A 22,317-nucleotide genomic window follows, 5' to 3' on the forward strand; every position below is an offset into this window, starting at 1 on the left:
CTGATGGGGTATTCACTGGTTCGATTAGGAAGCCCATGGCGCGTCTGTTTCACGTTCCCCTGTCCCCTTATTGCCGTAAGGTCCGCTTGTCCCTGGCGGAGAAGAAGATCGAGGTTGAGCTGGTCGAGGAGAAATACTGGGAGAAAGACCCGGATTTCCTGCGCCGCAACCCCGCCGGGAAAGTGCCGGTGTTGCGACTGGACGGGCAGGTGATGTCGGAAAGCGCTGCCATTTGCGAATATATCGAGGAAACGCGCCCCGAACCTGCATTGATGCCGAAAACACCCGAAGCGCGCTACGAAGTCCGGCGTCTGGTGGGATGGTTCGATGACAAGTTCCATCACGAGGTCACTTCGAAACTGCTGTATGAGCGGGTGAATAAGAAAGTGACCGGCGAGGGATATCCCGACAGCAAGAACGTCAAAGAAGGCGCCCGTGCGATCAAATATCACCTGGATTACATGGCCTGGCTGCTGGATCACCGTCGCTGGCTGGCGGGGGATCAGATGACTCTGGCCGATTTTGCCGCTGCGGCCCATCTGTCGGCGCTGGATTACATCTCGGACGTGGATTGGAACCGGTCTCAGGCGGTCAAAGACTGGTATGCCAAGATAAAGTCGCGGCCAGCGTTCCGGTCGATTCTGGCTGATCAGGTGCCGGGGTTCAGGCCGCCAGTCCATTACGCTGATCTGGATTTCTGATAGAGTAATTCAGGGCTGCTGCTTCCCCCATCTTGGCCTTTTGGGCCAATTCACCGCCGAGGATTTTGTTGGCCAGATGAAGAGCGGAACGGGTTTAAAGGAAAGATTGACAGAACAGGCGCTGAGCGAAGGCTTTGTGTCCTGTCGCGTGTGTCGGCCTTGGGACGTGCCCGAGGTTCCCGCCCGGTTGGAGGCGTTTTTGCAGGCCGGGTATCATGGGCAGATGGGGTGGATGGCGGAGCGGACCCACTGGCGTGGCGATCCGGCGGCATTGTGGCCCGAGGCACGGTCGGTGATCATGCTGGCCGAGAGCTATACGCCCGACCATGATCCCACTGAGGTGCTGGATCACCCGGACAGGGCTGCGATTTCGGTTTATGCCCAGAACAAGGATTACCATGACCTGGTCAAGAAACGGCTAAAGCGCCTGGCGCGCTGGTTAATTGCCGAGGGCGGCGGAGAAGTGAAGGTCTTTGTCGATACGGCTCCGGTGCCGGAAAAGGCTTTGGGGCATGCCGCAGGATTGGGATGGCAGGGTAAGCACACCAACCTGGTCAGTCGAGATTGGGGCAATTGGGCCTTTATAGGGTCTGTTTTCACCACTTTGGACCTGCCATCAGATATGGCCGAGGTGGATCATTGCGGATCGTGTCGGGCCTGTCTGGACGCCTGTCCGACGGATGCGTTTCCGGCGCCGTACCAGTTGGATGCAACGCGCTGTATTTCATACCTGACCATCGAGCACAAAGGACCGGTGGACGAGGGCTTGCGAGCCAAGCTTGGTAACCGGATATACGGCTGCGACGATTGTCTGGCGGCTTGTCCGTGGAACAAGTTTGCCGTTGCCGCGAGCGATATGCGCTACGCCGCCCGAGATGATCTGAAAGCGCCTTCCCTCGCGGATTTGGCGACGCTGGATGATACCTCTTTTCGCGCGAAGTTTTCCGGATCGCCGGTCAAACGCATTGGGCGGGATCGGTTTGTACGCAATGTGCTGTATGCCATCGGCAACTCGGGCATGGATGACTTGCGGTCCGTTGCACAGGATCTGACAGATGATCCGGACCCAACCGTGGCCGATGCGGCGCGCTGGGCGGTGCAACGATTATCATAAGTGCCGCAAACAGGCTGGACGTGCCGGTCCAAACCGCTACACCCATCTGCAGCGAACAGAAAGGAGATCCCGATGGCGTTGGCTTTGGGGGTGGATACGGGCGGAACCTATACCGATGCGGTGTTGATCAAGGATGAGCGTGAGGTGATAGCCTCGGCCAAATCTCTGACCACTCGGGCTGACCTGGCGATTGGTGTGGGCAAGGCGATTCAGGCGGTTCTGGACACCGCGCAGGTGGCGCCCGAGCAGATTTCGATGGCGTCGTTGTCGACTACCCTGGCAACGAACGCGCTGGTCGAAGGACAGGGCGGGCGCGTGGCGCTGGTCTATATCGGGTTCAAGGACGGTGATCTGGACAAGCACGGGCTGCGGGACGCCCTGAAAGGTGATCCGGCCCTGGTTGTTGGGGGCGGTCATACCCATGCCGGAGGAGAGGCCGTGCCGTTGGACGTGGCGGCGCTTGAGGCCTTTATAGACTCTCATAAAGGCATTTCGGGCTTTGCTGTCGCGGCGCAGTTCGCAACACGGAACCCCGCGCATGAGTTGGAAGCCGCGCGGATCATTACCGATCGGACCGGTGCTCCGGTCACTTGCTCGCATCACTTGTCGGCCAAGTTGAACGGTCCGAAACGGGCAGTGACTGCGGTGCTGAATGCCCGGCTGATCGGGATGATCGACCGGTTAATCGGGCGTGCTCAGGACCGGCTGCTGGAGATGGGCATTACCGCGCCAATGATGGTAGTGCGCGGGGACGGTGCCCTGATGAGCGCCGAGCAGGCACGCGAGCGACCGATTGAAACCATCCTCAGTGGCCCGGCGGCGTCGATTGTCGGGGCAAGCTGGTTGACGGGAACAGAGAACGCCCTTGTGTCGGATATCGGCGGGACGACCACGGATGTGGCGCTGATCCGGGACGGCAAACCTGCGATTGACCCGGCGGGGGCGCAGGTTGGCGGGTTTCGCACCATGGTCGAGGCGGTCGCGATGCGCACTCATGGTCTGGGTGGTGACAGCCAGGTGCATGTGATGACCGAAGGCTTGGGCGGTGGCGTGTTTCTGGGTCCGCGCCGTGTGCTGCCGGTCTCGCTGATTGCATCCGAAGCGCCCGATGCCGTCCATGCCGCTTTGGACGCGCAATTGCGAGCGACAACGGTGGGCGAGCATGATACGCGTTTCGCTCGTCGCGTTCCCGGTATTCACGCCGAAGGCTTGGGTGCGCGGGAAGCGGACCTGCTGGAAAGGCTGGGTGCCAAAGTTCTGCCGCTCAGCGAATTGCTGCGGACCCGGATGGAGAACGGGGCTTTGGCGCGGTTGGTTGATCGGGGGATCGTACAGGTCTCGGGTGTGACACCATCAGATGCCAGCCATGTTCTGGGCCGGTTGGGCACGTGGGATGCGGATGCCGCTCTTAAGGCGCTGGAACTGGTCGCGCGCAAGCGAATTGGAACTGGTGACAGGTTGGCCAAGACGCCGGAGGAGCTGGCGCAGGTCATCGTGGATCAGTTGACTGAACAAACCATATTGACCTTATTAGAGACTGCTTTTGCAGATGAGTCCGAGCCGTTTGGCGTGCCATCGGCCGAGTTGGCACGCCATGTTCTGACGCAAAAGGGTCTTTCCAGCCATCGCGGCCTTTTGGCGCTGGATACGGCGTTGAACGTGGATGTTGTGGGGCTTGGGGCGTCGGCGTCCAGCTATTACCCGGCGGTTGGTGAGCGTCTGCGCTGTCGCATGATCCTGCCGGAGCATGCGGGCGTTGCCAATGCCATCGGTGCCGTGGTGGGCCGCCTGACCCTGCGCAGGACGGGCACGGTCACGTCTCCGTCCGAGGGCCGGTTCAGGGTGCATCTTGAAGACGGGCCGCAGGATTTCAACGAATCCGAAGCGGCGTTGGAATTACTGGAATCTGTGTTGCGGACCGAGGCAGAGGGAGCCGTGCGTCAGGCGGGCGCCGAGGATATCCGGATCGTGGTTGACCGGGATATCCGCACCGCCCGGATCGAGGCGCAGGACGTGTTCGTCGAAGCCATGATCACTGTTGAGGCCAGCGGCCGCCCGCGAGTGGCGACAGGATAGCCCCCAAAGGGCTATCCCTTTATTCAGCTGCGTCGCGTTTGGGTAGCACCCAATCGGGGCGCGGGAAGTGGCAGGTATAGCCGTTCGGGATACGCTCGAGGTAATCCTGATGTTCTGGCTCGGCCTCCCAGAAATCGCTCACGGGTTCGACCTCGGTCACCACTTTGCCGGGCCAGATGCCGCTGGCGTTGACGTCCGCGATTGTGTCCAGGGCCACCTGTTTCTGGGCATCGTCCACATAATAGATGGCCGAGCGGTAGCTCATGCCGCGGTCATTGCCCTGACGGTTCAGCGTGGTGGGATCGTGAATCTGGAAGAAGAACTCCAGCAACTCGCGATAGGTGATCTTGGCAGGGTCGAAAACGATCTCGATCCCCTCGGCATGGGTGCCGTGGTTGCGATAGGTGGCGTTGGGCACGTCACCGCCGGTATAGCCGACGCGGGTGCTGGACACGCCCGGCAGTTTGCGGATCAGGTCCTGCATACCCCAAAAACAGCCCCCGGCAAGTACGGCGCGTTCATCGGTCATTGGATGTCCTCCACGTGGATCAGGTATTCGCCATAGCCTTCGGCCTCCATCTCGTCCCGATGGATGAACCGTAGCGCGGCAGAGTTGATGCAATAACGCAGCCCGCCATGTTCACGCGGGCCGTCCGGGAACACATGCCCCAAATGGCTGTCACCGTGTTTCGAGCGGACTTCGGTGCGGATCATACCATGAGTGGTGTCGTGAAATTCCTCCACATGTTCATGGATGATCGGTTTTGTGAAACTGGGCCAGCCGCAGCCGGACTCGTACTTGTGGGTCGAGGCGAACAACGGCTCGCCCGAGACGATGTCCACATAAATGCCTGGCTCCTTGTTGCTCAGGTATTTGCCGGTGCCCGGACGCTCGGTCCCGCTGCGCTGCGTGACGTGGAATTCTTCGGGGGACAGGGCGGCGACGGCCTCGGGGTCTTTGGTATAACGGGTCATGGCTCCTCCGGTCGTTTTTCTTGTGGCATAATCTGGGGGCAGGGGCGCGGAAATCAAAGTCCTATTTCAGTGGCCTCGCGCGTTCGTGCGGGTGATCTGCAACCGGTTTTGAAACGTAGTGTAGGTAAAGGGAGTCCAAATCATGCTCAGAATTTTTCTTTTGACGGTTTTGATCCTGCTCGACCGCGCAGTGCAGGCGGCTCCGTTGGCGGGGGAGTTCGCATCGATCGATGGGGGAACCTTGTCGATCGAGGACTGGAGGGGCCAGCCGGTTCTGGTGGTGAACACCGCCTCGCATTGCGGGTTCACCGGTCAATATGCGGCTCTGCAAAAGGTATTTGAGACCTATTCGGATCAGGGCCTTGTGGTTCTGGCGGTGCCATCGGATTCGTTTAATCAGGAACTGGCCTCGGCCGATGAGGTGAAGGAGTTCTGTGAGATGAACTATGGCCTGACCCTGCCGATGACCGACATCACCCCGGTGAAAGGTGCGAATGCGCATCCCTTCTACAAGGCGGTGGCAGCGCAGACCGGGTTCGAGCCCCGGTGGAATTTCAACAAGATCCTGCTGGACCCTAATGGCGAGGTGGTGGCCACCTACGGCGCGAACACAAAACCGGACGCGCCAAAGTTGCTGCGTCAGGTCGAGGCCTTGCTGCCGTGAGCAGGTTGCCGTGCCAACTGAACCGCCAGAATCCCGAGTGTCGTGATCCCGACTCCCACCGCATCCAGCGGGCCCAGTTTTTCACCCAATAGGATGGCGGCGATGGTGACACCGAAGACCGGGTTGAGGAAATGGAAGGTTGCCGCGCGGGTGGCGCCTATCCGGTCCAGCAGCAACACCCAGATCAGTGTCGCCAACAGGCCGGGGAACAGGGTCGTGTAGGTGAAGGCCAGCGCCAGTGGCACGGTTGGATGGATGTAGATTGTTTCAAACACCGGTGCTGAGACAAACAATACGGCTGAGCCTACCAGCATCTGCAGCCCGACCACCATCATGAAGTTGCCGCCCGAAGTGGCGCCACGAATGGTCAAGGTGGCAAAGGTCAAAGCCAAAGCTCCGACACAGCATAATGCGACGCCGAACATATCAACGCCGCCGCCGATCCGTGTGCTCATGATCAGGGCCACGCCAGCAAAACCTGCAAACAAGCCCAGTACCGCGATCGGTCGTAGTTTTTCCCCCAGAAACACCCACCCCGCCAGTGCCACCAGAAGCGGCATGGTCGAAGCGATGATGGCGGCGAGCGAGGCCTCAACCGTCTGCATCGCATAGAAATTAAGACCCAAATACAGGGCATTCTGGCAAATTCCGAACAAGATGGTCGCTCGCCACTGGGGTCGGGTCAGGTTCCAGCTTTGACCCATCGCACGCGCGATGGCGACACCGATTACCCCTGAAATCAGGAATCGCAACGCCAGTGAAAACAACGGAGACGCATCTGCAACGATGATCCGGGCCGAGGAAAAGGCCGAGGACCAGATGAACGCAAATGTCAGCCCCATGGCAATGGCGCGAAGATCCATTCCGGTCCCCCTTAGAACTTTCGCGCACTGTTCATCAAATTCGCAACCGCCGCAAGAAGCGGCGTTTCTTGCGTCAAAAAAGGCACATTTGGCGCGTGTTATAGGTTGTTCGGTCGTTTTTATTGATTGACTGGCCAATAAAAGTTAACAGCATCTGCATCCGAAATATCATGGGAGGCGTTTTGGTGCTTTTGGAATACATTCTGTCGTTTGGCGTCCTGCTGGCCTTGGGCCTGGTCGCTTTCTTTGTAGTGAAGTGGTGGAACCTGCGCTGTGTCGGCGTGACCCCCGTCCATCTGTTCACTTTCATTGCGATCCTGTTCACATCCGGTCTGGATGTGGGACTGATCATGTTCCCATTGACCGAGTTCGGTGGTTATGCCGAAGATCCCGCTTATGCCTTCGCCAATCCGCTGGCAATCGAGTTCGGCTTCTGGGGCTTTCTGATCTGGGCGTTCTACTTCCTGACAGCATTTTATTTCTGCGTCATCGAGCCCCGCGTGAAGTTCTTTGAGATCCCGTTGGTCAAGCTGATCAACAACGTGGTCATCATCGGCACTTGCGCTTTCACCGCCAGCCTGTTCCTGATCTACCTGCCCGGCTACCTGCCCGAGGTCGGCGACGGAGAATCCGTGGTCGGTACCTTCTATATCATCGTGTTCGTCGTCATTCTGGCTGCGGCCTATTCGTCGACAGACCTGAAATACGTGCGCATCCTGTCGGTGGGTTCGACCTTCCTGTTTCTGGCGCTGATCCTCGGCATGTGGATGGCTGCGGGCATGGGCATGACAGGGTTCGTGGAAACCGGCAGCAATATCGGCGCCTATTTTGCGAACATCCACAAGTTCGTTCTGCCGCTGACCGATTATCACGCCTTCTACCTGTTCTGGTGGTTTGCTTGGTCAATCATGATCGGCCAGTTCACCTCGCGTTTTGTCGGCGGCCTGACCACGTGGCAGTTGCTGGCGGCACTGCTGATCTTCCCGTCGATCCCGCTGGGCATCTGGTTCTCCGTTCTCTACTACTACCACCTGAACGGCATCGACACCGCAGGTATCACCAACATCGCGATGGTGATTGTCGGCGTGACCTTCGTGATCAACTCGCTTGATTCGCTGATCCGTCTGTACACCGACAACCTGAACCTGACGGTCGAGCGTCTGGGCAAACTGGTCTATGTCGGCGGCAATGTTGCGCTGCTGTTCATCCTGACCCTGCTGTTCCAGAGCCAGTGGCTGCAGATCCAGTGGATCGGCGCCGTGGTCGTCGGCCTGTACCTGGCCTGCGTGGTCTATATCCTGATTGCCAAGCGCAAAGAGGTGATGAGCATCGACTCGATGCCCGAGGACCGCGATCTGGACTTCCACAAGGTCGAGACGGTTCACTGATAAACCTTGGCAATGAAACAAGAACGGGCGCCTCGGCGCCCATTTTTTTTTGCACAGCTTCTGGCCGCGTCTTTGCCCGCGATGCGGACATTGCCGCCGAAGAACTGAGGCCAAAAGTGACTTGTCCTGCGGCAATAGGTATTCTGTTCAATGTATCGCCACCAATCGAGTCGGGCACAATCTATGTGGGAGCAAGGCGAAAAAGACTCTCAGCAACCCAATCTGATCGCACGGAGCGTGGCAAAAGCGGCGTTATCTGTGCACGTTAAACTGCTGGTCGCTTTTTTGGGGATCACCCTGTTGCTTCTAGGCTTGGCGCTTTTTGCAATGGCGGCGTTGCAGCAATCGAACGGACGTGTCGATGCTATGATTCACGATCAGGAGAGAATTGCATATTTCAACGAAATCCATTTGGCTTTGAGCGAGTTGAACCTGATGAACTTGTCCCTGGTCATTGATCAAACGCCCGGAGACGATTCGGACGAAATTTTTGCATTTTCAACCGGCAACTTCATCGGTCAGATCGAGAATCTGCAACATAACATTGCGCAAGGGATACGTCGATTCGTGCAAACGGGCAGCGAAGAGGCTCGAGCAATAAATGAAATCCGGATAGAATTGAGTGACATCAAAACCAAGGCAGTCGCCATCCTCCGATTTCGAAGAGACGGAAACATGAAGAATGCCGCTGAATTGGGATTGAACCAGATCTTTCGCCGCATTCGTTCAATGCAAGACGACGCATATACCCTCGTGCAGACTGCTGAAGGTGAAATGCGCGACCGCGCAATCAGGAACGCTGAAGTTTTTCAGTCGACGCGTGAAATGGTCGTACTGGCGGCAACAATTGCAACGGGGACCGCCCTTTTTCTGGGTTACGCGATCTCTTCTTCTCTGATCTGGCCAATGCGCCGAATTGGTCAAACACTTAGCGTTGTCGCCAAAGGGGATTTCGGGGCGCGCGTTAAAGTACCGAATCGTGACGAGCTTGGTACATTGGCGGACAACGTGAATGCCACAAGTAAGCGTCTTGGTTATCTATATGAAAAGGTAGAGACCCAGCGAGCCGAATTGGAAGCGGAATACGCCCGGTCGGAGAAGTTGCTTTACAACCTGCTGCCAGAAGACATTGCGGCAAGACTAAAGGTCGAGCCAGACCGGACCATCGCAGACAACTTGCCCAATGTCCCAGTGCTTTTTGCGGACATCGTCGATTTCACACCCCAGGCATCGAAACTGCCGCCGGAAGATGTAGTAGGGTTTCTGAACAAGATCTTCCGCGTATTTGATGAGTTGGCCGAAAAGCACGGTTTGGAAAAGATCAAGACGATTGGTGACGCCTACATGGTAGCGGCAGGTATTCCGTCGCCGGTGGGCGACCCAGTGCATCGTGTCGCCGAAATGGCTCTGGACATGCAAAGATTGGTCGCTGAAATGTCACCTGAATTCCCGGATGGGCTCCAAGTACGGATCGGACTTCACCTGGGTCCTGCTGTCGCCGGTGTAATTGGAAACCAAAAGTTATTCTACGATGTTTGGGGAGAAACGGTAAACACCGCCAGCCGGATGGAGAGCCACGGTGAACCGGGGAAAATTCAAGTGACAGGTGCCGCAAAGGAGGAGTTAGAGGCGGGCTACGAATTTGAACCTCGAGGCGTGATCGAGATAAAGGGAATGGGTGCTGTGAACACTTGGTTCCTTACCGGCTCCAAGGCCAAAGTCTGACCGTTACACAACAACTGTTTCGGGCACTTTGCAGACAAACGCAAAAGACTCGTTTTGAGGGGGCCAAAAGAAAAAGGACCCCCAAACGGCGGCCCTCAATCGTTTGCGGTGAAGACTGAAATCAGCCGTTCACGCTGTCCTTCAGCGCCTTCGCGATGGTCATTTTGACCACCTTGTCGGCCTCTTTCTTGAACTGCTCGCCGGTGGCGGGGTTGCGCACCATGCGCTCGGGGCGCTCGCGGCAGTAGATTTTGCCAACGCCGGGCAGGGTCACCGCACCGCCCGCCGAAACTTCGCGGGTGATCAGGCCGGTCACGGCCTCCAGCGCGGCGTTTGCGGCTTTCTTGTCGGTTCCCATTTCCTCAGCGAGAGCAGCAACCAGCTGAGTCTTTGTCATAGGCTTTGCCATTTCTTGGTCTCCTTAACGTGCCCGATAGATAGGGCCTCACCGCGTAACTGTAACGGGATATTGTGGGCGAACACAACGAATAGTAGCGCGGAAAACCCTAAAAATATGGGGAAATCGTTGCTTTTTTGCGTCATAGAAAGGCTGTTTCGTCAAACGAACGCAATTTCCGGCTGTGCAAACGCTCCAACGGCATGCCGCGCAAGTGTTCCATCGCGCGAATTCCGATCGCCAGATGACGGCTGACCTGTGTGGTATAAAACGCAGAAGCCATGCCGGGAAGCTTTAATTCACCGTGCAAAGGTTTGTCTGAAACACATAGCAAAGTACCGTACGGCACCCGAAACCGATAGCCGTTGGCAGCGATGGTGGCGCTTTCCATATCCAGCGCAATCGCGCGGGATTGGCTGAGGCGTTGCACCGGGCCGGACTGATCGCGCAGCTCCCAATTGCGGTTGTCGACCGAGGCGACGGTGCCGGTGCGCATGATCCGTTTCAGCTCATAGCCTTCCAGTTCGGTGACCTCGGCCACGGCCTGTTCCAAAGCCACCTGAATCTCGGCCAGCGGCGGGATCGGCACCCAAACCGGAAGATCGTCGTCCAGAACTTTGTCTTCACGCAAATAGGCATGGGCCAGTACGAAATCCCCCAGCGCCTGCGTGTTCCGCAGCCCGGCACAATGGCCAACCATCAGCCAGGCATGAGGGCGCAGTACCGCTATATGGTCGGTGGCGGTTTTCGCATTCGACGGACCGACGCCGATATTGACAAGCGTGATCCCCGCCCCATCCGCGCGTTTCAGGTGGTAAGTCGGCATCTGCGGCAGTTTCAGCGGTTGTTCCAGGGGGCCGTCAGGGGTTGTGATCTCGACATTCCCGGTCGAGACGAAACTGGTGTAGCCGCTATTCGGGTCGGCCAGCTGCTCGCGCGCGTAGTTTTCGAACTCGGACACGTAGAACTGGTAGTTGGTGAACAGAACATGGTTCTGGAAATGGCTGGGGTCGGTCGCCGTGTAATGTGACAGCCGTGCCAGCGAGTAATCCACCCGTTGTGCGGTGAACAGCGACAGCGGGCCGATCTCATTCTCGACGTCATGGATCCCGTTGACGATGTCATCATTGGTGGTGGTCAGGTCCGGCACGTCGAACACGTCACGCAGGGTGAACCCCGCTGCTCCCTGATGCGGCACCACAAGGTCGGGGTTGTTGGCCACCGCGAAATGCACCGGTATGGGCGTGTCGGATGCCTGAATCGTCACCGGCTGATCGTGGTTCCTGATCAGAAGCGCGATCTGTTGCGTCAGATAGGAGCGGAACAGATCGGGCCGCGTCACCGTTGTCGCGTGGGTGCCGGGCTCGGATACGTGGCCAAAGCTCAGGCGGCTGTCGACTTGCGCATAGGACGAGGTCTTGATCCGGATTTCCGGGTAATAGGCCCGGTACCGTTCGGCCGGTACGCCTTGTTCCATTGCGATAGCAAAGCTGTTGCACAGAAACTGCGTTGCCTTTTCGTACAGCTCTTCCAGACGGGTCACTGCGGCAGCGGGATCTGTAAACTTTTCAGGCGACGGGACGTTGGGTGTTTTAATTATTGTCATGCAAGAGGTTCCAGAAGATCGATCTTTTTGAATGTGCGCACGTCTACTAACCCCAGATCGGAGATCCGCAATTCCGGAATAACGACGAGGGCCAACAGCGAGTGCTGCATGTAAGCGTTGTTCAGCTGACAGCCGCAGGCCAGCATAGCTTCGACCATCTTGTCCGCTTTGGCAGCAACCTCGGCGGCGGGGCTGTCGGACATCAGCCCGGCAATCGGCAACTCCACCAGCGCCAGTTCCTCTCCATCGCGGAAGATCGTGATGCCACCGCCGATCTCGGCCAGCCGGTTTGCAGCCAGCGCCATCTGTTCCCGGTCGGTGCCGACTACGATCATATGGTGGCTGTCGTGGGCCACGGTCGAGGCCATGGCCATTTTGCCCTGATACCCGAAGCCCGAGACAAAAGCGTTCGTCACCCCTCCGGTTGCGCGGTGGCGTTCGACCAGCGCGATCTGGCAGACGTCGCCTTCGCCCTCGACCAGTCCGCCGATAATCGGCAATTCCGCCTTCAGCGCCTTGGTCGGGGCCTGGTTTTCGACCACGCCGATCACATTGGCCTGAACACGGTTGGCACCGGCCGGGGCCTTGATCTCAAAATCCACCTGCGAAAGATTATGGCCCAGATGCACCGTTTTGCGCGCAGGTTCGGGCCAATCCAGATGCGGGCAGTCCACCTTGATCGCGCCATCCTGGGCCACGATCTGACCGCGTGCGATAACCGTTTCGATAGGCAATTCGGTCAGGTCCGAGCTGAGAATGACATCCGCCCGTCTCCCTGGCGTGATTGAACCGATCTCACGTTCTAAACCGAAATGGGTGGCTGTGTTGATCGTCGCCATCTGTAGCGCGACCAGCGGGTCGCATCCGCACGCAATCGCGTGGCGCACCACCCGGTTCATATGGCCGTCATTGACCAGTGTTCCGGAGTGGCAATCATCCGTGCAAAGGATGAAATTGCGCGGGTCCAGCCCTTTTTCAGTCACAGCCGTGATCTGGCTTTCGACGTCATACCAGGCTGAACCCAGCCGCATCATCGACCGCATTCCCTGCCGCACGCGGGCAATGGCGTCAGCCTCACAGGTACCTTCGTGATCGTCTGCCGGGCCACCCGCAACATAAGCCGCGAAATCAGGCCCTAAATCAGGCGAAGCGTAATGCCCGCCCACGGTCTTGCCCGCCCGCTGAGTAGCTGCGATCTCGGCCAACATCTTCGGGTCACCATGAATCACACCGGGGAAATTCATCATCTCACCCAGCCCGATGATACCGGGCCAGTTCATCGCCTCAACCACGTCATTGGGCGTGATCTCATAGCCAGTGGTCTCCAACCCCGGAGCCGAGGGCGCACAGGACGGCATCTGGGTAAAGATGTTCACCGGCTGCATCAGCGCCTCGTCATGCATCATGCGTACGCCGTCCAGCCCCAGCACATTAGCAATCTCATGCGGGTCGGTGAACATCGAGGTGGTGCCATGCGGAATCACCGCGCGGGCAAATTCGGCCGGGGTCAGCATGCCCGATTCGATATGCATATGGGCATCGCACAGACCCGGCAGCATGTACCGGCCGTTCGCTTCGATGATCTGTGTGTCGGGTCCGATGCAGTGCGACGCATCCGGCCCGACAAAGGCTACGCGCCCATTGGAAATGGCGATGTCATGATCAGGCAGCGTCTCACGGCTGTGGACATTGACCCAGATCCCGCCACGAACGACCAGATCCGCGGCCTCGCGTCCTGCGGCAACTGCAATCAATTGGGGGGCGACATCGGGCCAGCTTGGGAAGGGCGTATTTTCCATGGCTCAACTTTCCCAATTGCGGGGAAAGGTGCAACCCCCAGAGCGCAGCTATCATCGATCCGTCACGCAGCGCGCTAGCGCTGCCCGGCCCAACCAGAGGAGATGTCGCGCAGCGGCATTGACGATGGGCGGGAGTGCCCCGGTCACGCCAACCGGTCCGCCTCCATCTCGCGCCGCAGCCAATCGGCAAAGGCCAGTGCCCCCGGAGTTTCTTCGGCCTGTGGGGACAACAGCAGGTAATAGGCCTCAGGCATCACCTCGCGATGGGCAAAAGGCGCTACCAATCGCCCCTGCCGGATCAGGTCGCGGGCGATGGTGTCATGGGTCAGGCAGAGCCCGCCTCCGGCCATCGCCACGGACAGGCTGACCAGATAGGTGGTCGAATAGGTTATTGGCGGGTTTTTCCAGTTCAAAGGCTGATCTTCTGCCCAACTTGCCCAGTTGGACATCAGGTTGGAACAGTCAAACAGCGGCTGCTGCTGCAACGTGTCCAGTGTCACCTCGTACCCAGGGGCGCAGACCGGATAATAGTGATCGGTCCGCAGCATTTCGGTACGCACCGTATCGGAGGGCCGCAGCGAATAGCGGATTTCCACCGCAGCGCCCTCGGCCATTTCGCGTGGTTCCCACAGTTCGGTAAAGATGTTCAGTTGCACCTCGGGGTGTTCGGATCGAAACTGGGGCAGGCGCGGGGCCAGCCAGTTGACCGCAAAACTGATGTTGCTTTGTACCTGCACCGCGTTTTGCTGCGCCCCGGTGACAGCTTGCGTGCCGCGCACCAGTGTCCGAAACGCCTCGCGCACCACTGGCAGGTAGGTGATGCCAGCTTCGGTCAGTTCGAGAGCGCGCGGGCGGCGCAGGAACAGTGGCTGACCCAGGTAGCCTTCCAGCGATTTGATCTGCTGACTGACCGCGCTTTGGGTCATGTTCAGGTCCCGGGCCGCTCCGGTAAAGGACAGATGCCGGGCCGAGGCCTCGAACGTGCGCAGCCAGCCCAGGGGAGGAAGCGAATTCTGCATGTGCATAACCCTGCCATTAGTTCAGCTAATGAGATAGGTCTGTTTTTTTCGTTGGTCAAACATTCGCGCCGCAGGCACGTTTTTCCTATGTCCGAGCTATTCCAACAGGAGCCCGCAATGACCGTCACCAACCTGCGCCCCAATATCGACCATTGGGCGGAACGCGTTGATCTTGCCGCCACTTTCCGCTGGACCGAACGGCTGAACATGCATGAAGGCGTGGCCAATCATTTCAGCCTTGCGGTGAATGAAGACGGCACGCAGTTCCTGATGAACGCCAACCAGATGCATTTCGCGCGGATCAAGGCGTCGAACCTGCTGTTGCTTGATGCCAAAGACCCGGACGTGATGTCTCAGCCCGGTGCGCCCGATCCAACCGCTTGGGGTCTGCACGGATCGATCCACCGACACTGCCCGCATGCGCGCTGCGTGATGCATGTGCATTCGATCTTTGCCACCGTGTTGGCATCTCTGGCGGACAGTTCGCTGCCGCCGATCGATCAGAACACGGCCACTTTCTACAACCGCTATGTGGTCGATCAGGAATTTAGTGGATTGGCCTTTGAAAGCGAGGGCGAGCGCTGCGCCGGGATGCTGTCGGACCCGAAAAAGAAGGTCATGATCATGGGCAATCATGGCGTGCTGGTGATCGGCAGCGACCCCGCGGATACCTTTAACCGGCTCTATTATTTCGAACGCGCGGCGGAGACCTATATCCGTGCGCTGCAAACCGGTCAGCCCCTGCGTGTGCTGTCGGACGAGATTGCCGAGAAGACTGCAGAGGAACTGGACGACTATCCTGATCAGGCCGAGGCACATCTGCGCGAGATCAAGGCTTTGCTGGATGCCGAAGGCTCCGACTACGCCACATAAAGGGTACCGCCATGACTGACACCGCTCAGGACCCCGAAGCCGCCCGCTGGCATTATCACCCCGAGGGGCCGGTGGGGCTGAATCCGCTGTTCAACTGGCCTCCGCGCCCTGCTGCCGTGTTGAAATGGTATAGCAGCGCATGGCTGCAGATCACGGCGCTGACATTATGCATGGCCCTGGCCGTCACAGCCTACGCGTTCTTTTTCCCAGCGTTGGAAACGATGCAGAGCTTTGCGCCGGGTTGGATGTTCCGTATCTGGCTGCTGAATATGGTGCCGCAAATCCTGGTCGCTGGCAGCCTGCATTGGTGGCTTTACATGCGCAAAGGCCAGGGCATGTACAAGAAATTCGACCGTCGGGACCTGACCCGCAACAATGGGAATTTCACATTCCGCAATCAGGTCTGGGACAATATCTGGTGGACGCTGGGCAGCGCGATGACCGTGGCGACCGTTTATCAGTGGGTGATCTACTGGGCGATGGCCAACGGTTATGTGCCCACTGTCACCTGGGCCAGCGCGCCGGTCTGGTGTGTGGTGTGGATGCTGTTCATTCCGATGTGGTCGGGGCTGCATTTCTACTGGGTGCACAGGCTGGAACATCACCCCAAGCTCTATAAACACGTCCACGCCGTGCATCACCGGAACGTCAATATCGGGCCGTGGTCGGGGATTTCGAACCATTGGTATGAGAACCTGCTCTACTTCACGACCTACTTCATCCACCTGATCGTGCCGTCACATCCGCTGCATGTGTTGTTCCATACCTATTTTCAGCAGATCAGCCCAGTCCTGTCGCATTCAGGCTTTGAAAAGCTGAAGGCTGGGAATACCGATGCCGCCCGTGCCGGGGATTTCTTTCACCAGCTGCATCACCGGTATTTCGAGTGCAACTATGGCACCTCTGAGATCCCCTTTGATAAGTGGTTCGGCACCTATCATGACGGTTCAGCCGAGGCGACGACGCGCACCCGGGCGTTCAAGAAACAGATGTATACGTAAGGGTCAGGTCCTCTCGAACAATGCAATCAGCGCGGTGTCGTCCTTGTTGGGACCCACGGCCAGATCGCCGTAAATCCGCACCTCGGGCAGGGTCAGGTTTTGTATCTGACCCTGTGCCAGTTTGTGCAAAGCCTCGGCAAAACCTAGTGTTTCATAGTGCTGCGCATTGATTGACAGGGCAAATTGCGCGCCAGGGCGGGCAACACGCAGAAGGGCGGGCAGGGCCTCTGGCCCCAGATGGCCATGAGTGAACGTGCCGGATGACACAATCCCCGAGTAACACTCACCCGGAACGGGGATGCCCTGATTCAGATCGGCCTCGATCGCATCACGATAAATGTCCTTGCGCATGGCCTGATCCAGCATTTCGGCGCTGATGTCGGTGGCGTCGATCGGACCAACACCCAACCCGGCCAATACTGCGCCACATAGTCCCGTGCCCGCGCCGACATCCAGAACCGGGCCTTGGCCGCCTGCCGCCACAAAGGCTCGGGCCGTGTGAATGTGTAGCTGGTAATCCTCGCGCGCGGCGAAGGTTTCGTCATAATCTCCGGCCCATTCGGCATAGAGTTCTTTGTGACCCTCAGGCGATGCCAGGGAATAAGCGGTGTGCAGGTTTGGTTTTTTCTCAGCCATGCCTAAAAGAAAGGCGCATTGAGGGATTCGAATCAAGTATTCAAGCTCAGGTGCTTGCATCTGCCGGGATTGCGGATCATCAAAGGCGACATGACAGGAACTCTTTTTTCGTTCGGCCACGGATACTCGGCGCAAGCCTTGTCCCAGCTTCTGGACCCACAAGGTTGGCGCATCATCGGCACCACCCGCGATCCCGCCCAAGCCCCCACCATTCGTGCATCCGGCGCTGAGCCATTGATCTGGCCCGGACAGACACCGGAACTGGACGGGGTGACGCATCTGCTGATCTCAACGGCACCCAGCAAGGACGGTGATCCGGTATTGTCCGCGTTGCAGGACGAGATCACCGCGCGTGCCGCGCAATTCAAATGGGTCGGCTACCTGTCGACGACCGCCGTTTATGGCGATCATCAGGGGGAATGGGTGGATGAAACCACGCCGCCCACACCCACGGCCGAGCGGGGCCGTTGGCGGGTCAAGGCGGAACAGCAATGGCAGAGCATCCCCGGATTGCCTGTCCATATCTTCCGGCTGGCCGGTATCTATGGCCCCGGTCGCGGTCCGTTTTCCAAGCTCAAGCGAGCGGGAATGCGGCGCATCATCAAGCCCGGGCAGGTGTTTTCCCGCATTCACGTAGCCGACATCGCGCAGGTTCTGGCTGCGTCGATGGCCGCACCCAATCCCGGCGCTATATACAACGTCTGCGATGATGAGCCGGTGCCGCCGCAGGACGTAATCGCTTATGCCGCCGAACTGCAGGGCCTGCCACTGCCGCCTGCAGTTCCGTTTGATCAGGCCGATCTGACACCGATGGCCCGCAGTTTCTATAATGAAAACAAGCGTGTCCGTAATGACCGGATCAAGGATGAGCTGAGTGTTCACCTTCTGTATCCGGACTATCGCGCCGGGCTTGAGGCCCTGATGGAAGACGCCTGAGGATCAGCCTGCGGCCTTGATTAGGTCGGCGGCTTTCTCGGCGATCATGATGGTCGGTGCATTGGTGTTGCCCGAGATCAGCGTCGGCATCACCGAGGCATCAATCACACGCAGTCCCTCGATCCCACGCACGCGCAGTTCCGGGTCAACCACGGCCATCTCATCCACCCCCATCTTGCAGGTTCCGACCGGGTGATAGATCGTATCGGCGCGGTCGCGGATATGCCGTTCCCAATCGGCGTCGGTGCGGGCAGTGTCGGTTCCGAACGTCTCTTTGTGCCGGTATTTTGCGAGGGCGGGGGCCTCGAGGATCTCTCGCATCATCCGCGCGCCTTTGATCAGCGTGGCCAGATCGCGGTCGTCGGACAAAAACGCCGGGTCGATGGTGGGCGCGGCAAAGGGATCGGCGCTGTTCAGGCCAACCGTCCCACGGCTTTCGGGGCGCAGTTTGCAGACATGGCAGGCGAACCCGTGGCCGTAATGCAGCTTGCGGGCGTGATCATCGACCAGCGCGATGGTGAAATGCAGCTGAATATCGGGCCGGTCCAGATTGGCTGAGGTTTTCAGAAACCCCGCCCCTTCGGCAAAGGGTGTCGCAGCCATCGACACGCCGGTCTTTCGCCAGCGCAGAAGATGTCGGGTCAGGTTTACCGATGCCGTCGGGCTGATCCCGAAATTGTCGGTGTCCCTGGTTTTGTAGGACAGGATGAAATCCAGATGGTCCTGCAGGTTCTTGCCCACACCGGGCAGGTTGTGACGGACGGCAATGCCGTGTTTGGTCAGGTCCTCTGCGGCCCCGATCCCGGACAGTTGCAGCAAGTGCGGGGATTTCAGCGCGCCGGCGCAGATCAGAACCTCACGCTTGGCCCTGACCGTGATGTCTGGCCCTTTTGCTTTCTTTTTGTAGATCACCCCGGTCGCGCGCTTGCCGTCAAAGGTCAGCTCTTTGGCATGGGCCTGAGTGATGACCGTCAGGTTGGGGCGGTCGATGACAGGAAAAACATAGGCCGCTGCGGCCGAGCACCGCTCGCCGTTTTTGGCAGGGTCGTGGAACTGTGTGACCTGATAAAGGCCGACCCCTTCATTGTCGCCGCGATTGAAATCATCAGTGCGGCGGTGCTGCATCTGCTCGGCCGCTTCGATGAATGCATGAGTGATCGGGCGCGGCTCTTTCTGGTGTGACACCTGCAGCGGGCCGCTAGCGCCATGCAGGTCATCGGCGCCGTCCTCATTGTTCTCGGACCGTTTGAAATAGGGCAGGACACTGTCCCAGCCCCAGCCGGTACAGCCCAGTTCTTCCCAGCCGTCATAGTCCTGACGATGGCCCCTTACATAAAGCATCGCATTGATTGCGCTGGACCCGCCCAGTGCCTTGCCGCGCGGTTGATATCCACGCCGCCCGTTCAGCCCCGGTTGAGGCACCGTTTCAAAAGCCCAGTTGTTGATCTTGGGACGACCGGGCAGGGCGGCAACAACGGCCGAAGGCATTCGGACCAGAATGCTGCCGCCGCGCCCGCCGGCCTCGAGCAGGCAAACGCTCTTGCTTGGGTCTTCGCTCAGACGGCTGGCAAGCACCGAACCTGCGGACCCGCCGCCGACAATGACATAGTCGAATTCCATTCCGATTTCCCCTCCTGCCCGACCGGGCGGAGCGATGCCCAGGTCAGCCTTGTCTAAGACTGTGGCCGAGCGGCGGGAAAAAACAATTGCCGTATCCGGGGTGTGACCCAAGGTTACTATTGTCTGGTAGGATTAAATCTAAAAGTATCATAACCATTTCCTATTAAACTCATCACTAAACAAAACTTTTTTGCATGGCTTTGGTTTGCTACTTCTTTAAGGGACAAGACAACAGAGTCGCCAATACCTTGCTCGGGACGCACTACGCATCCTTGGCGGGGTAAAAGTGTCATCTAGATGTGCTCTTGATCGACCGAGTTTTGACCGCGCGAACCTGCCGGAAATTAGCCAGGATTGGAGATCGATATGGACGGAAGTGATAACCCCAAAACGGGCGGTTGCCCGGTAATGCACGGCGCGGGTACCCGGTCGAACCGGGATTGGTGGCCGAACCAGCTGAACCTGTCGATCCTGCACCAGAACACGCCGGCGTCGAACCCGTTGGGTGCGGATTTTGACTATGCCGAAGAATTCAAGAAGCTGGACATGAAGGCGCTGAAAGAAGACCTCTATGCGCTGATGACAGATTCGCAGGACTGGTGGCCTGCGGATTATGGCCATTATGGCGGTCTGTTCATCCGTATGGCCTGGCACAGCGCCGGTACGTACCGGACGGCGGATGGCCGTGGCGGTGCCTCGACCGGCAACCAGCGGTTCGCGCCGCTGAACAGCTGGCCGGACAATGGCAATCTGGACAAAGCGCGCCGTCTGCTGTGGCCGATCAAGCAGAAATACGGCAACCAGCTTTCCTGGGCTGACCTGATGATCTTGGCCGGGAACTGCGCCATCGAGTCGATGGGCGGCAAGACCTTCGGCTTCGCCGGTGGCCGCGAAGATATCTGGGCGCCGGAAGAAGACATCTATTGGGGCTCGGAAACAGAATGGCTCGCCCCGACCGACAACCCGCACAGCCGCTATTCGGGTGAACGCGATCTGGAAAACCCGCTGGCAGCTGTACAGATGGGTCTGATCTACGTGAACCCCGAAGGCCCGGATGGGGAACCGAACGTTTTGGCCTCGGGTCGCGACATCCGTGACACCTTTGGTCGGATGGCGATGAATGACGAGGAAACCGTCGCCCTGGTTGCCGGTGGTCACACATTTGGCAAAGCGCATGGTGCGGGTGACCCCGATCTGGTGGGTCCCGATCCCGAGGCCGCGCCGGTTGAAGAGATGGGCTTTGGCTGGATCAATAAGTTTGGGTCCGGCAAGGGCGACGACACCACCACCAGCGGAATCGAGGGCGCATGGACCGCGAACCCGATCAAATGGGACAACGGTTATTTCGACCTGCTGTTCGGCTATGACTGGAACCTGACCAAGAGCCCTTCGGGTGCTTATATCTGGGAACCGGTCGGCGTTAAGGAAGAAGACATGGCCCCGGCGGCGCATGATCCGTCGAAAAAGGTCAAAACCATGATGACCACCGCCGACATGGCGATGCGCATGGACCCGATCTATGGCCCGATCTCAAAGCGCTTTCACGAGAACCCGGACGAGTTCGCTGATGCCTTCGCCCGCGCGTGGTTCAAACTGACCCATCGCGACATGGGTCCGCGAGCGGCCTATATCGGCCCGGAAGCTCCGACCGAAGAACTGTTGTGGCAGGACAATGTTCCCGCCGTGGATCACGATCTGGTTGACGACGCCGATGTGGCCGACCTGAAAGCCAAGATCGCTGCAAGCGGACTGTCGGTGTCCGAGCTGGTTTCGACCGCATGGGCCTCGGCCTCGACCTTCCGCGGGTCTGACAAGCGGGGCGGAGCCAACGGCGCCCGCATTCGTCTTGCTCCGCAGAAAGACTGGGATGTGAACGAGCCGATGAAACTGTCCAAGGCGCTGGATGCGCTGCAAGGCGTGCAGACGGCGTTCAACGCTGCGCAGTCGGGCAACAAGAAAGTGTCCCTGGCCGATGTGATCGTGCTGGCTGGTGCCGTCGGTGTCGAACAGGCCGCCAAAGCTGGTGGTCAGGATGTCGAAGTTCCGTTCACGCCGGGACGTACAGACGCGACGCAAGAGCAGACGGATGTGGACAGCTTCGCAGTGATGGATCCAATTGCTGACGGCTTCCGCAACTATCAGAAGGCCGACTACACGGTCTCGCCGGAAGAGCTGCTTGTCGACCGGGCGCAATTGCTGACACTGTCCGCGCCCGAGATGACGGTGCTTGTTGGTGGTCTGCGTGTGCTGGGCACCAATTTCAGCGACAGCGCGCATGGCGTGTTCACTGACCGCGTCGGAACACTCAGCAATGACTTCTTCACCAACATTCTGGACATGAGCACCGAATGGAAACCTGCAGGCAAGGGCGTCTACGAGGGTCGCGACCGCGCCAGCGGTGAGGTCAAATGGACCGGCACACGCGTTGATCTGGTCTTTGGTTCGAATTCGCAACTGCGGGCGCTGGCCGAGGTCTATGGTCAGGCAGATGCCGAGGGCAAATTCGTCTACGACTTTGTCTCGGCCTGGAACAAGGTGATGAACGCAGACCGCTTCGATCTGAAGTAAGAAGGAACAACCACTCACGAAGCGACGCCGCCCGTAGAGACTCGGGCGGCGTTTTCTTTGGCCAGGCCCCGCGTGCATACCGAGCATTGGGTACGATTCCGTCTGAAGGCCAGCACTTTTTAGCTACCTGTCGGTAACTGCACGCGCCAGCAAAGAGAATTCTAAAGCTAACTTGTTGTTTTTATTAACATGAACAAGTTTCTGCTGAGAAATGTGAAGTTTTTTCAAAATGGGGGTTGCAGGCCCCAGACCTAATCCGTAAATACCCCTTCACCGGCGCTGCTGAGGCGCTTGGGACGCACCGGTGAGACGGTGGGACGGGCCGGAGAGACGGTTGAGACGCTCAGGAGAGACTG

General features: G+C 58.6%; 19 protein-coding genes. 10 read left to right on the forward strand and 9 right to left on the reverse strand.

Translation table 11 applies throughout. From position 1 onward, the window contains the following. The first annotated feature begins 35 nt into the window (after nt 1-35). The 3 genes from fzlA to ACR1XY_RS08475 all read left to right on the forward strand — a co-directional run bounded on the left by fzlA (nt 36) and on the right by ACR1XY_RS08475 (nt 3,891). Entirely contained in the window at nt 36-701 is a 666-nt protein-coding gene (gene fzlA / locus ACR1XY_RS08465) for an FtsZ-binding protein FzlA (protein ID WP_480592121.1), read from the forward strand. Between the two features lie 76 nt (nt 702-777). Beyond that, nucleotides 778-1,815, forward strand: a complete 1,038-nt coding sequence (queG, locus tag ACR1XY_RS08470; protein WP_480592122.1) for a tRNA epoxyqueuosine(34) reductase QueG — start codon at nt 778-780, stop codon at nt 1,813-1,815. Between the two features lie 72 nt (nt 1,816-1,887). Next, on the forward strand, nt 1,888-3,891 hold the full coding sequence (locus ACR1XY_RS08475; protein WP_480592124.1) for a hydantoinase/oxoprolinase family protein: 2,004 nt from the start codon (nt 1,888-1,890) through the stop codon (nt 3,889-3,891). Between the two features lie 19 nt (nt 3,892-3,910). Here ACR1XY_RS08475 and msrA read toward each other — a convergent pair whose 3' ends face one another. Together msrA and msrB are read right to left on the reverse strand one after the other, a co-directional pair. Next, nucleotides 3,911-4,420, reverse strand: coding sequence for a peptide-methionine (S)-S-oxide reductase MsrA (msrA, locus tag ACR1XY_RS08480; RefSeq protein ID WP_480592126.1), 510 nt, complete (start codon nt 4,418-4,420; stop codon nt 3,911-3,913). Then, nucleotides 4,417-4,866, reverse strand: a complete 450-nt coding sequence (gene msrB / locus ACR1XY_RS08485) for a peptide-methionine (R)-S-oxide reductase MsrB (protein ID WP_480592127.1) — start codon at nt 4,864-4,866, stop codon at nt 4,417-4,419. Before msrB ends, msrA begins: the two co-directional genes overlap by 4 nt. A gap of 142 nt (nt 4,867-5,008) precedes the next feature. Here msrB and ACR1XY_RS08490 point away from each other — a divergent pair, with 142 nt between their 5' ends. Continuing rightward, nucleotides 5,009-5,530 (forward strand): glutathione peroxidase, encoded by a 522-nt coding sequence (locus ACR1XY_RS08490; protein ID WP_480592129.1) that lies wholly within the window; start codon nt 5,009-5,011, stop codon nt 5,528-5,530. Here the strand turns inward: ACR1XY_RS08490 and ACR1XY_RS08495 are convergent. Next, the gene (locus ACR1XY_RS08495) at nt 5,506-6,393 is read right to left on the reverse strand and encodes a DMT family transporter (protein ID WP_480592130.1); all 888 of its coding nucleotides are present in this window, start codon (nt 6,391-6,393) and stop codon (nt 5,506-5,508) included. The genes ACR1XY_RS08490 and ACR1XY_RS08495 overlap by 25 nt on opposite strands. 170 nt (nt 6,394-6,563) lie before the next feature. Here ACR1XY_RS08495 and ACR1XY_RS08500 point away from each other — a divergent pair, with 170 nt between their 5' ends. Together ACR1XY_RS08500 and ACR1XY_RS08505 are read left to right on the forward strand one after the other, a co-directional pair. Beyond that, nucleotides 6,564-7,781, forward strand: a complete 1,218-nt coding sequence (locus ACR1XY_RS08500) for a BCCT family transporter (protein ID WP_480592132.1) — start codon at nt 6,564-6,566, stop codon at nt 7,779-7,781. Nucleotides 7,782-7,964: 183 nt separating this feature from the next. Continuing rightward, a complete protein-coding gene (locus ACR1XY_RS08505; RefSeq protein ID WP_480592134.1) occupies nt 7,965-9,506 on the forward strand; it encodes an adenylate/guanylate cyclase domain-containing protein in 1,542 nt (513 codons plus the stop codon). A 121-nt stretch (nt 9,507-9,627) separates the two neighbouring features. Here the strand turns inward: ACR1XY_RS08505 and ACR1XY_RS08510 are convergent, their stop codons facing one another. From ACR1XY_RS08510 to ACR1XY_RS08525, 4 genes are all read right to left on the reverse strand, one after another. Next, the gene (locus ACR1XY_RS08510) at nt 9,628-9,915 is read right to left on the reverse strand and encodes an HU family DNA-binding protein (RefSeq protein ID WP_170349467.1); all 288 of its coding nucleotides are present in this window, start codon (nt 9,913-9,915) and stop codon (nt 9,628-9,630) included. Nucleotides 9,916-10,045: 130 nt separating this feature from the next. Then, nucleotides 10,046-11,509, reverse strand: a complete 1,464-nt coding sequence (locus ACR1XY_RS08515; protein WP_480592136.1) for an AMP nucleosidase — start codon at nt 11,507-11,509, stop codon at nt 10,046-10,048. Next, complete coding sequence (ade, locus tag ACR1XY_RS08520) at nt 11,506-13,308, reverse strand: adenine deaminase (RefSeq protein ID WP_480592138.1); 1,803 nt, start codon at nt 13,306-13,308, stop codon at nt 11,506-11,508. Before ade ends, ACR1XY_RS08515 begins: the two co-directional genes overlap by 4 nt. Before the next feature lie 143 nt (nt 13,309-13,451). Next, on the reverse strand, nt 13,452-14,327 hold the full coding sequence (locus tag ACR1XY_RS08525) for a LysR substrate-binding domain-containing protein (RefSeq protein WP_480592140.1): 876 nt from the start codon (nt 14,325-14,327) through the stop codon (nt 13,452-13,454). A gap of 117 nt (nt 14,328-14,444) precedes the next feature. On the opposite strand from ACR1XY_RS08525, the gene ACR1XY_RS08530 reads away from it, so the two are divergent. After that, nucleotides 14,445-15,200 carry a class II aldolase and adducin N-terminal domain-containing protein gene (locus ACR1XY_RS08530; protein WP_480592142.1) on the forward strand — a complete coding sequence of 252 codons (756 nt, stop codon included), beginning with the start codon at nt 14,445-14,447 and terminating at the stop codon, nt 15,198-15,200. Nucleotides 15,201-15,211: 11 nt separating this feature from the next. Beyond that, a complete protein-coding gene (locus ACR1XY_RS08535; protein WP_480592145.1) occupies nt 15,212-16,201 on the forward strand; it encodes a sterol desaturase family protein in 990 nt (329 codons plus the stop codon). A 3-nt stretch (nt 16,202-16,204) separates the two neighbouring features. Here the strand turns inward: ACR1XY_RS08535 and ACR1XY_RS08540 are convergent, their stop codons facing one another. Then, nucleotides 16,205-16,837 carry a class I SAM-dependent DNA methyltransferase gene (locus tag ACR1XY_RS08540; protein WP_480592148.1) on the reverse strand — a complete coding sequence of 211 codons (633 nt, stop codon included), beginning with the start codon at nt 16,835-16,837 and terminating at the stop codon, nt 16,205-16,207. 90 nt (nt 16,838-16,927) lie between these two features. On the opposite strand from ACR1XY_RS08540, the gene ACR1XY_RS08545 reads away from it, so the two are divergent. Beyond that, nucleotides 16,928-17,773 carry an SDR family oxidoreductase gene (locus ACR1XY_RS08545; RefSeq protein WP_480592150.1) on the forward strand — a complete coding sequence of 282 codons (846 nt, stop codon included), beginning with the start codon at nt 16,928-16,930 and terminating at the stop codon, nt 17,771-17,773. 3 nt (nt 17,774-17,776) lie between these two features. Here ACR1XY_RS08545 and ACR1XY_RS08550 read toward each other — a convergent pair whose 3' ends face one another. Beyond that, nucleotides 17,777-19,393 carry a GMC family oxidoreductase gene (locus tag ACR1XY_RS08550; protein ID WP_480592152.1) on the reverse strand — a complete coding sequence of 539 codons (1,617 nt, stop codon included), beginning with the start codon at nt 19,391-19,393 and terminating at the stop codon, nt 17,777-17,779. A gap of 366 nt (nt 19,394-19,759) precedes the next feature. On the opposite strand from ACR1XY_RS08550, the gene katG reads away from it, so the two are divergent. Continuing rightward, nucleotides 19,760-21,961 carry a catalase/peroxidase HPI gene (gene katG / locus ACR1XY_RS08555; protein ID WP_480592154.1) on the forward strand — a complete coding sequence of 734 codons (2,202 nt, stop codon included), beginning with the start codon at nt 19,760-19,762 and terminating at the stop codon, nt 21,959-21,961. Nucleotides 21,962-22,317 lie beyond the last annotated feature (356 nt).

The sequence above is a fragment of the Ruegeria sp. AD11(2025) genome, from assembly GCF_056542405.1.